Genomic DNA, 11,458 nt, shown 5'->3' on the forward strand with positions numbered 1-11,458 from the left:
GGAGAAAGAAAGAAGGATGAAATTGGGGAAGAAAAACGGCAAGCCCAAAAGTACAGCAACGGCTGACAAAGATGCAAATGGAAATGTGCAGGAGACCAACTCCGGCAAGTTTAAGGGCCTATCGAGGAAGATGGCCGATACAGATTTCAAAGGCCTCCTGAAGGGTTCGGTAGGGCAGATGAAGCGGGTGAACCCGGTCAAATCCGTAGGGGTGAAATTATTCCTGATCTTTTTGTGCTCCATCGTGCTTGTAGTCTTGGCACTGGGACTTTTATCCTACTCGAAGGCGAGAAGCACTATTAAGAGCACGGTGTCCGAAGCCAACCGGCAGACAATTATCCAGACTTCAGAAAAGCTGGATATTACGCTGAAACAATATGAAGCCCTTGCGCTCCAGCTGTATTTTGATACACAAATGCAAGCAGATCTGACAGCGCTGGCTACGGCCGATTCCTATTATAATAAATTCGTAGCGACGGATTCCATCAGCAAGAAGTTGTCCAGCCAGTCCACTACGGATTCCAATATTGTCAGCATCTCGCTGATTCCGGAATCGAATGACTTTGACATTATTTCCAGCGGCAGCTCAGGACTTACTCTGGATGGGATCAGAGATCAGGAATGGTACAAGCAGGTTGTTGCCAATACGAAAGCCTATGAGGGGTATTATACGGATCAAACCAACGATGCCCAGAATTACTGGTTCTCGACTGCCGTTGATGGTACGGGAAGTACCAATATCGCCATGGTGCGCACACTTAAGAATCTGGGTTCCAACTCCGGTTATGTCGTGCTGCTTGAGCTTAAGAACAAAATGTTGGAAGACTCCTTTAAAAGCGTGAAGCTGGGGGAAGGCTCGCAGATTCAACTGGTTACACCAGATGGAACCGTGGTCGCTTCTACCAATGTTGCGGATGATGGCAAGCCTTCAGCATATACTTTTATCAAGGACAGCAAGAACAGCAACAAAAGTATGGAAGCGGAGGATGCCGAAGGCACCGATATGCTGGCTGTATATAACCCGCTGACCAAAGCGGATTGGAAGCTGGCAGGTGTAGTGCCCACCGAAGAGCTGGTGAAGGAAGCCGGACCGATTCTGACAACAACGTTTGTCGCGGCCGGAGCGGCTGCACTGCTTGCGGTGCTGCTCGGTTTCTGGATGGTTCGTATGATCGCCCGCCCGCTGGCACGCCTCAAGGATCTTATGGTTGTGGGAGCCCAAGGGGATCTAAGTGTACGTACGGAATATACATCGTCCGATGAGATCGGCCAGCTGTCCGCATCTTTCAATACGATGATGGAACGTATCACAGAGCTTGTTGCACAGACCACAGATACGGCCCGTGAAGTGCTGGAGACTGCCGGTGAGCTCGGCGATGCCTCACGCAAGACTGCGGTATCCGCCAAGGAAATTGCCGCTGCGACCGAAGAGATTGCCGGCGGTGCAGGCAGTCTGGCGCTTGAGGCCGAACGCGGCAATGAGCTGACAGACTTGATCGGCACGCAAATGCAGACGGTTATCGCGGCCAACTTCGAGATGGACGAAGCAGCACGCAGTGTCGGGGAAGCCAGCGGTCAAGGCGCGAAGCAGCTGGAAGAGCTGCTGGAGCAGACCGGCCGTACCGGCAAAATGACAGGAGCATTGGTCGAGCGGGTCAACAATCTCAAAGATACCGTGTTCTCGGTAATTAAAGTATTGGATGTCATGAAGAATATTACCCAGCAGACCAACATTCTGTCGCTGAATGCAACGATTGAAGCGGCCCGTGCCGGTGAAGCCGGCCGTGGCTTTATGGTGGTGGCCGATGAGGTGCGGCAGCTGGCGGATCAGTCTAAGCAGTCCATTGCTCTGGTGGCGGGAATTACCGACAAGATTATCGCCGAGATGAATGAAACCGTTGCTGTATTGTCCGAAGTTGCGCCACTGTTCAAAGAGCAAATGAGCTCGGTGAAGAACACCAGCGATATTTTCGTCTCGGTACAGGGACAAATGGACGAGTTCATTACAAGCCTGGAATCGGTAACGACAGCCATTGGCAGTCTGAACCACTCCCAAGGCGTATTGTCAGAGGCTATGGGGAATGTGAGTGCCGTAGCGCAGCAATCCTCCGCAACTTCGGAGGAAGTGGCCTCACTCAGCAGCGAGCAGCAGAACGTAAGCGATCAACTCGTTTCGCTGTCCGGCAAGCTGGAAGGTGCTTCGACTCAACTGAAAGAGAAGCTGTCCTTGTTTACTATTTAAATCCAGCAGCTAACTAGTTATATAACTACCTAACAAAACCGCTTCTCCCTTAGGGAGGAGCGGTTAATTGTTGTGTAATGGCAGGCTTCCCCGTATAATAATTCTGTTAGGTATTTGTTATGATATCAACCTATGTCAGGTGATCATGCCCTTAAGGAGAAGGACTGAATGAAAGGTAAACGTAATTTCGGCTGGTGGTCCGTCATAGGGGACATGAGTATGGAGCGCAAGCTTTTCCTCGTTTTTTTAGTTATTATCACTCTTCCGCTTTCCTTTATCAGTGTGATTACCTTCAAGAGTTATTCCGGCTCTATCCAGGGCAACACGGTTGCCTACTCTGAGAAGCTGATCGATCAGATGATGGACGGCATTGATGATTATATTGAAGACATGAAACGGATCTCGTCGATCCCCGCCTATGTAAATGACATTAAGCAGAATCTGATCCGCTCCAACCGCTATTATGAGCAAAAAGAAATGACGGGCGGCAAAGGGGGCAGCGCTGGCCTGGCTCCGGGTGATTTCGATCTGCTCCTGTCGATCCAGAGAGGGATTGAAGGAAACATCTCCTTCATTAACAATATTAAAAGCGGCGCCAACTCGGTCTATATCTTTGACGGTTACGGCAATGGCTACTATTCCGCCAAGGATGGGGGAGTGCGGCTTGATCTCGAAGAGAGCTTTAAGTTCTGGAGCAAGCAGGCCGCGAATTCGGGCGGAGAAGCCTTGTTGTTCGGCACACAGGCGTACACAAGCAACCTGCAAAGTACGCGTTATGCATATACCGTGGTCCGCAAAATAGTCGATAGCCTGTGGAATCCGATTGGCCTCATAGCCGTAGAAGCCAATATCAGCAATATAGAGAATCAGGTAGCGGAACTTGATCAAGTCACACGCGGCAAATCGCTGATTGTGGATGAGCAGGGGAAGGTGGTCTATGACAGTGACAAACGGCTGCTCACCACCGATATTTCCAACTCCCCGCTGTTTCAGCAGGCCAAGGGCAGCGCAGGCAGCTTCTACGATACAGAACAAGGCAAAAAGCGGCTGAATATCTATTCAAGCTCTGCCAAAACCAATTGGAAGGTGATCATCTCCATTCCGGTTGATGAGCTGACCCGTGATGTGAAGATTACCCGGAATGTAACCTTCGCGGCTACTCTGATTATTATCGTGCTGGCGTTGATTATTTCCATTATTCTTTCTTTTGCCCTGACCAAACCGTTGACCCAAATGATTCAGTTGATGAAAAAAGTGCAGAGCGGTGACCTGGACGTAATGTTCCGTGTGCGGCGGCGGGATGAGATCGGCCTGCTGGGCCATCAATTCAACCGCATGCTGGCCCGTATCCGGCAGCTCATTCAGGATATCTACCGGATTGAAGAGCAGAAGAAAGAGGCGGAGCTGCAGGCGCTGCAGAGCCAGATCAACCCACATTTTATCTATAACACGCTGGAATCCATCCGTATGACAGCGGAGCTCAACGATGATGTGGAAGCCGCCGATATGATCCTGATTCTGGGCAAGCTGCTGCGTTACAGTACCAGCGATGTGACGGGCAGAACGACGATGAGTCAAGAGCTCAGTTATGTTCACAACTATGTGGAGCTGCTTAATTGCCGGTACCCGAACCGTTTTCAACTGCAGATTGACGTGCCGCACGAGCTTGATAACTATTCCATTATTAAGCTGGTGTTTCAGCCTATTATCGAGAACGCCGCCTACCATGGTCTGGATGACAGCAAACCGCAGATGCATCTGAGCATCAAATGTGAGGTCACGGAGCAACTGCTGCTGTTCCATATCAGGGACGACGGTTGCGGAATGGACGAGGAGACGTTGCGGAAGTTAAATGACAGCCTGGAAAAGGAGAGCCCCCCGAAGAAAAACATCAAAGGGGGGATCGGTATGAAAAATGTGCATGAGCGGGTAAGGCTGCATTACGGAGCGGCTTACGGCATTGAGGTGTACAGCGAGCCCGGAGTGGGTACGGATGTCATCCTGTCCCTGCCGCTGCTTGAACCGGATGTCTTATGAGGATTGCTGAGGGCGAGAGAGAGGGGGATATGCACTTGAAGAGCAAGAAATTACAGTTGACCCTGTGTGCGCTGCTGATGTTTCTGCTGATGGCAGGTTGTGACAGCGGAAAAGGAGGGCCGCAGCAGGCCACAGCGACTCCGCCTTCAGCCGGAGATGAAGGGAAGTCCGACTTGTCCGGCACCATAGTGATGCTTACGAACCGGATTGATCTGATCGAAAACGGCACGTTTCAGGGCTACGCGGAGCAGTTCAGACAGAGATACCCGGATGCCCATGTGGAGTTTGAAGGGTTGTCCAATTATGCAACGGATATTCTGGTGCGGCTGTCCACAAGGGATGCGGGGGATGTGCTGCTGCTGCCGGTCAATCTGCCTGCGGAGGAGCTCAGTCAATTCTTCGAACCGCTGGATGAGGCTACTGCAGCACATGAGCGCTTCACCACTTTTGCCACTTACGAAGGAAAAAGATACGGATTATCCACGGGAACTACCACCAGCGGCATCGTCTACAACAAACGGGCATTCGAGCGGGCCGGAATCACGCAAATCCCGGGCACCCTCGAGGCGTTCTATGAAGCCTGCGCCAAACTGAAGCGGGCCGGAATTACACCGATTTATATGAATTATGGGGCGGTCTGGCCGCTGCGCGAGTGGGGCAACAATCTGGTTAACTATATGACCGGCAACCCGGAATATTTGAACAATATGGTGAATGAAGATAATCCCTGGCAGGTGGGTAATGAATGGGGCAAGTCTATTTCAATCGCCAGAACACTGGTAGCCAAAGGATATGTGGAAGATCAGCTGTTCTCGAACAATTGGGAGATTTCCAAGGCGAAGCTGGCCAAAGGAGAGGCTGGCATGCATCTAATCGGGAACTGGACGATCCGCCAGGTCCTTGACGCGGGGGCGAAATCGGAGGATATCGGCTTTTTTCCTTTTCCGTACGATAATGAAGCTTCGCATGTTGCGCCGCTTAATCCGGATTGGTTCATTGGGGTCAGTAAGTACAGCAAGAACAAGGAGTTGTCGGCGGCCTGGCTGAATTTTTTTGTAAAAGAAACCTCCTATGCGAATGATTGGGGTTTCCTGCCCGCAGAGGGAACGGCAGAGCCGTCTATGCCGCAGTACCGTGAATTCCTGTCCTATAAGCCCACGCTGCTGGACGCCACGGTGCAAACCGATGTCTTTATTGGTATGGCGAACCGGGCGAAGCTGTCTTTTTGGTCCGGTGATTATATACAGGAACTGATTGCGGCTCCCGATCTGCAGAAGGCTTTTGATGAACTGAACGCCAAATGGACAGAAGCGCGGGCGGGACTGGCCGCCCCTCAACCAGCGATGAAATAAATAATATTATTATATGAACACTATGGGGGTAGTTACAGATGGCGAAGAAAGTCACGATGCAAAAAATAGCCGATCATCTCGGCGTATCCAAATTTGTGGTCTCCAAATCATTGTCCGGCAAAGGCGGAGTCAACGAGACCACCAGGGAGCGGGTGATTCAGGCCGCTTCACAGCTTGGGTATTTTACGCAAAAGAACGCTTATGTGCAAAGCATACAACGGTTGCCCGTGGCAGCGAACGGAAACCGTAACAAACAATCGGTCCTTGTGTTAATGCCCAACATCCGTTCCCAGACCCAGGATTCCCTGTATTGGGGGAAAATTGTGGACGGAATTGCGCTTGCATTGGATAACGAAGGGCTGGGGATGGTCATCGTCTCCGAGCACCGGGCGGACAACTTTGTGAATATCCTCAACCCCAGCGGGTTGCTGGGCCTGGTAGGCGTGGGACAGATCTCCACGTCTCTGCTGCTGGAAGTGCACCGCATCGGTCTGCCGATGGTGCTGATCGATCATGAAGACCCGCTGATTCCAAGCGATACGGTATTTGCCAACAATGTGGATTCCATGTCCCGGCTCAGCAACCACCTGATGGGAATGGGACATGAGGGGCTGCATTTCATCGGAAATATCCGGTTCTCCCGCAGCTTCCGCGACCGCTGGATTGGCTTTCGCAGCGCCTTGGAAGAGAGCGGAAAAGTGTCACCGGTCACGGATGATGAAATGCTGCTCATGGATGGGATGGACGATGGTTCCTTCCGTGATGAGTTCAAGCAGTGGGTAGCGAAGCGCCGCAAAGCGAAGACGATGCCAACCGCAATGGTATGTGCCAATGATGCGATTGCGATTGCAGTCTGTCATGCACTTAAGGAAGAAGGGGTGCGGATTCCTGAGGAGATTTCGGTGACGGGATTCGATAACATCGAGGACGCTTCAAGAAGTGTGCCCCCGTTGACGACCGTCCATGTTCCAAAGGAAGCGATGGGGCGTGCGGCAGTGGAAAAGCTCCTGAGCCGCATCCAGAGTCCTGCTGCGCCGCTTGAGAAGATTCTGATTGCGGCCGATATTGTGCACCGTGATTCCGTGGCGGAGCCGCAGAACTAACCGTTATGCGGGAGACGGCTTGAGGTACGGTCTGCGCCGGAGTTGCCGGCCGCCCGTACAACACAAAGGAGGTGCCCCGGCAGCCGAGCGGCTGAAGGGGCACCTCCTTTTGAGTGATACCTATTTTGGGAGTTCTACTCTGTAATGTTGCCGGCCATCTTCAGGCGTCTGGCGATCTCCTTGAAGTCTTCGGCAGAAATACATGAAATATGTGGTTACAGCGACAGGTTCCGGTCAATCAAAGCTATTCGCTGCTGTACAGACGCATAAGAGCGGAGAGGGTCCTCAGGTGTGTTCAGGACATAATCAAGCAGCTGGTCAACTGTGGTAGTAGCCACATGGATCCGGGTGTCGGAGGAAGCGTAGTAGATATACACATCTCCGTTGTCGCGGGCAATTATCCCGTTGCAGAATACCACGTTAGATACATCGCCGACACGTTCTTCACCGTCCGGTGCGATAAAGTGGCCGCCGGGGGCGTGAGTCACCTTGTCAGGCTCTTGGAGATCAGACAAGAAGGCGTAAAGAACATAACGTAAGCCTGCGGCTGTATTGCGCACACCATGGGCAATGTGCAGCCACCCGCGGTTTGTCTTGATTGGAGCCGGACCTTGGCCATTCTTCACTTCCTTGATGGTGTGGTAATAACGTTGATCCATGATGCTCTCGCTGGCAATTACGGCATTCTCGATGGTATCGGAGAGCCCCCAGCCGATGCCGCCGCCGGAACCTGCATCAATGAAACCGTCTTGCGGACGGGTGTAGAATGCGTATTTGCCATCCACGAATTCGGGATGCAGCACCACATTACGCTGCTGGGCGGAACCGGTCTTCAGGTCGGCCAGACGCTCCCAAGTCTTCAGATCTTTGGTGCGGGCGATTCCGCATTGGGCTACTGCGCTGGAGAGATCGCCGGGGGCCGCATCCGGGTCTTTGCGCTCGGTGCAGAACAATCCATAAATCCAGCCATCCTCATGGCTGACCAGGCGCATGTCGTAGACGTTGATATCCGGAACATCCGTCTCCGGCAACAGAACAGGATGATCCCAGAAGCGGAAGCCGTCTACGCCGCTGTCGCTCTCCGCTACGGCGAAAAAGGATTTGCGGTCATTGCCTTCCACACGGGCTACGATATAGAATTTTCCGTTCAGCTCAATGGCACCCGGATTAAAAATGCCGTTCACGCCAATTCTTTCGGCGAAATAAGGATTGGTGTCCGGATTGAAATCATAACGCCAGATCAAAGGCGCATGGGCTGCGGTGAGCAGTGGATAGACGTAGCGGTCATAAATACCATTGCCGTAAGGTGCTTTCTCATTCTTGCGCTGGATCAGGGCTTCATAGCGTTCTGTCAGCTGTTGTTTGCGTTCATGAAATAATGTGGTCATTGTCAGTTCCCCTTTGTAATAAAAGATAGCCGTTCGATCATCTCGAAGCAGGCTCTGCTGTTGTGATAAGGACATTTCCAGGCGCTGACCTTGGGTGCGTCAGCCAGTGGCCGGAGCTGTTCATCCACAGCCCAGTACCACTCGCCAAACTTAGGGTCCACCAGATATTGGGCGATAAATGCCCAAGAAGCTTGTGCTGCACTCTGGAATCTCGCATCGCCGGTGAGCTGATACGCATTGTAGAAGCCAACGACGGCTTCAGCCTGCGGCCACCAGTCTTTATCCTTATTCAGAAGGCCGTCAGGCCCCGCTTCATTCCAAATCCCGCCATCGCGGTCAATGCCTTCGGCCAATACGGCTTCGGCCATGGAGATGGCGGTTTGCTGCACACGGTGCAGAAGCGCTTCATCGCCGAGTGTCTCGGCGGCTTCCACGAGCAGCCAGCTGCCTTCGATATCATGACCGTAAGATACATGGTCGGATTTGACATTCCATTGCTCGTCAAAGAAGAGGTGGAAATGCCGGCCCTCATCATCGATGATATGACTCAGCATCGTCTCGATTAGCTCTGCCAGCTTGGCGCGGAGTTCTTCGGATTTCCACACCCGGCAGAGTCCGGTGTAGGCTTCCAGCACATGCAGATGGGTGTTCATGGATTTTTTCTCATTCATATCTTTGTCGCTAAGCGAAAGCTCATCTGTCATCTGCCAGTCCCGGGACAAAGCTTCGACATATCCTTTGTAAAGCGGATCATAACCGTATTTCTCCACTAAATGGAACAGCTTGACCGCTTCATCCAGCGCTTCCTGGCGTCCGGTGGCATGGTAGAATTCCGCCAGGGCATATATGACAAAAGCTTGCCCGTAAATTTGTTTCTTAGGCTGGGTTGGCTTGCCGTTTATGTCTACCATCCAGAACCAGCCGCCGTTTACCTCATCCGTGAAATGCTCCAGTAAGTAGGCATAGGCGCGTTCCGCTATCGTCAGATACTCCGCATGGCCATAGAAACGGTAAGCGCTCGCAAATGTCCAAAGAATACGGGCATTCAGCACCAGGCTTTTCTCCGCACCCGGAGCAGTGTTCAGCTGATTGTCGATCTCGCCAACAAATCCCCCGTGTTGCTCATCAATCGTATGTTTCATCCAGAAACCGAGAATATTGTTTTTAAGCTCTTGCTCAAGTTGGGATAACCAGTCTTCGGTTGAGAGGTTCATAGAGCTGTTGTTCACTCCTTTGCCTTAGTTATGAGATTTGTAAGTGTAGTATTCCTTGATAAGGGCTGCGGCGTCTTTGCCGTACATGCAGTAGTCATCATTCTGTGCCGCTTCTTCAAACGGATACAGACTTGCCGGCCAATCCCATAACATGAAGCCCTTAACCCATTCTCTGGCTTCACAGCTGCCGAACATGGCCCGGTAGAACTTGCTCTGCTCTTCTTCACTTGGTTCACCCTGAAGCGACCAGTCATTGGGAATGGCTGCACTGCCGGTTCTGCTGGGACAACCCGCTTCCATAAAAAAGAACGGCTTGTTATGGGATTTGACGACAGCCTCAATCCGGTCCAGTTGTCCTTCCCAGTCATCATGAGGATAATAACCGCTGGAGGAAATCACATCGAGCGCATCCCACCAGGTAACATTGTCCTCTTGATACTTATCGCAATTATAAGTAATCGTGCCGGTATATACCTTGCGGACCTCGGATATCAATGTCCGCCACTCCGTCTCCCGTCTGTCCGACTGTACCAGCTCACAGCCAACACAGAACATCTCGCAGCCTGTTTCTTCGGCGATTCTTGCATAATGGAGGATAAACCGCGTGTACGAGCGGAACCATTCCGACCATTTGGGTTCACAGGGAACATCCTTGTCAAAAAAATTGATATGGGCACGCCAGGTGCCGTCTGCACAATTCACGATGGGCTTCAGGCACACCTTAAGGTTAAGGGACTTCGCCTTGTCAATGGCCCAGCGTACTTCCCCATCGCTGACTGTGGGTTCCTCCCAATAGGGGATTTCCGTGGATTGCGGCGCTGCCTGAAGCGCACTGAAAGCGATTGCGGTCCAGTTGGCGCCGGTAGTGGCTGCCATAAGCTCCATGGAACGGCTGGCGTCCTCATTCTGCCATGTTCCGCGCCTGCCCATGAATCCCCAGGTTACACCTCCGATATACTCATTCTGCAGTAGTTTCACTATGGAACCCTCGCTTTGTAGTAGGATGAAAGTAAAAGTTTTTGTTATTTTGTTATTAAAAAAAGTGGTATAATGAAATAACAAAAATACAATTCAGTTATATACCTTTTCCGGGGTAATTTCAAGGAAAAATTGCACAAAGTAAATACAAGACTATAAAAGAGCAATACAGCACATTTGCGAATAAAAAAAGGGAGCATATAATGAATAATGTTAGCGCAATCATTGGGACGGGATAACATAGGCTGGGGGCGATACTCTAATGATTAAGATCATGATTGCGGACGATGAAGAAGTTATTCGCAGAGGGCTTGAGAAGATCACTTCCAGAATGGATTTGGAGGTTGAGGTGATTGGATCATACGGCAACGGACTGGAGGCTTGGCAGCATCTGTCGGAACTGACCAGTGCCGATATCGATTTGCTCATTACGGATATCAAAATGCCGCGCATGGACGGTTTTCAGCTTATCGAGCAGGTTAGGGGGCAGATGAGGAATCTGTCCATCGCCGTATTGAGCGGATTCAGCGAATTTGAATACGCCCGCCGGGCCATACGGCATGGTGTGCTTGATTATTTGCTCAAACCCATTGATAAAGGGCAGCTCTATGAACTGCTGAAGAAGGTGGAAGAAGGCAAGGAGAAACTTCCGGAGCAGGAGGAAGCGGTAACCCAGCCGGTGGAAGGCGGCGAGCATTATGTGGTCGAGCAGACGAAACATATTCTGGAGAAGGAATACAGTCATAATTTTGAGCTGGAGCGCCTGGCCGAGACGGTAGGGATGAGCGCAAGCTATATCAGCCGGCTGTTTAAATATAAGACCGGCCAGACGATAACGGATTTCCTGATCGGTATCCGCATTGCCAAAGCCAAGGAACTGCTGCTCACCCAGCCCGATCTCAAAAACTATGAAATTGCCGAGAAGGTCGGCTACAGTGATCCGGTCTACTTCAACAAGCTCTTCAAAAAGATATGCGGTGTAACCCCGAAAGATTATAAGAGTGGTTACAGAGCTGCCAGAACTGATAAGGAAACCTGAAACCTATATACAGTCAGAATTCCAAAGAGAGGGCATATAGCCCTCTCAGATTGTCGAGAAACCCAGGTCATTTCTTTGACTCTGGGTTTCTTTTTACGTTCAGGC

The 11,458-nt window shown here is 51.4% G+C and carries 8 protein-coding genes; 5 read left to right on the forward strand and 3 right to left on the reverse strand.

All coding sequences use genetic code 11. The features are described 5' to 3' along the window. Nucleotides 1-16 precede the first annotated feature (16 nt). From IEY53_RS32940 to IEY53_RS32955, 4 genes are all read left to right on the forward strand, one after another. A complete protein-coding gene (locus tag IEY53_RS32940) occupies nt 17-2,242 on the forward strand; it encodes a methyl-accepting chemotaxis protein (protein WP_229696482.1) in 2,226 nt (741 codons plus the stop codon). A gap of 168 nt (nt 2,243-2,410) precedes the next feature. Beyond that, the gene (locus IEY53_RS32945; protein WP_189032327.1) at nt 2,411-4,279 is read left to right on the forward strand and encodes a sensor histidine kinase; all 1,869 of its coding nucleotides are present in this window, start codon (nt 2,411-2,413) and stop codon (nt 4,277-4,279) included. Between the two features lie 35 nt (nt 4,280-4,314). Then, nucleotides 4,315-5,631 carry an ABC transporter substrate-binding protein gene (locus IEY53_RS32950; RefSeq protein ID WP_229696483.1) on the forward strand — a complete coding sequence of 439 codons (1,317 nt, stop codon included), beginning with the start codon at nt 4,315-4,317 and terminating at the stop codon, nt 5,629-5,631. A gap of 38 nt (nt 5,632-5,669) precedes the next feature. Beyond that, nucleotides 5,670-6,734 carry a LacI family DNA-binding transcriptional regulator gene (locus tag IEY53_RS32955; RefSeq protein WP_189032328.1) on the forward strand — a complete coding sequence of 355 codons (1,065 nt, stop codon included), beginning with the start codon at nt 5,670-5,672 and terminating at the stop codon, nt 6,732-6,734. Between the two features lie 215 nt (nt 6,735-6,949). Here IEY53_RS32955 and IEY53_RS32960 read toward each other — a convergent pair whose 3' ends face one another. The 3 genes from IEY53_RS32960 to IEY53_RS32970 are packed head-to-tail and all read right to left on the reverse strand — an operon-like array spanning nt 6,950 to nt 10,314. Continuing rightward, nucleotides 6,950-8,122 (reverse strand): glycoside hydrolase family 130 protein, encoded by a 1,173-nt coding sequence (locus IEY53_RS32960; RefSeq protein WP_189032329.1) that lies wholly within the window; start codon nt 8,120-8,122, stop codon nt 6,950-6,952. Nucleotides 8,123-8,124: 2 nt separating this feature from the next. Further along, complete coding sequence (locus tag IEY53_RS32965) at nt 8,125-9,336, reverse strand: AGE family epimerase/isomerase (RefSeq protein ID WP_189032330.1); 1,212 nt, start codon at nt 9,334-9,336, stop codon at nt 8,125-8,127. A gap of 24 nt (nt 9,337-9,360) precedes the next feature. Next, on the reverse strand, nt 9,361-10,314 hold the full coding sequence (locus tag IEY53_RS32970; protein WP_373293978.1) for a glycoside hydrolase family 113: 954 nt from the start codon (nt 10,312-10,314) through the stop codon (nt 9,361-9,363). Nucleotides 10,315-10,576: 262 nt separating this feature from the next. On the opposite strand from IEY53_RS32970, the gene IEY53_RS32975 reads away from it, so the two are divergent. Next, nucleotides 10,577-11,353 (forward strand): response regulator transcription factor, encoded by a 777-nt coding sequence (locus tag IEY53_RS32975; RefSeq protein WP_189032331.1) that lies wholly within the window; start codon nt 10,577-10,579, stop codon nt 11,351-11,353. Nucleotides 11,354-11,458: the final 105 nt, after the last annotated feature.

The organism is Paenibacillus albidus (assembly GCF_014644435.1).
GTDB classification, from domain to species: domain Bacteria; phylum Bacillota; class Bacilli; order Paenibacillales; family Paenibacillaceae; genus Paenibacillus_AQ; species Paenibacillus_AQ albidus.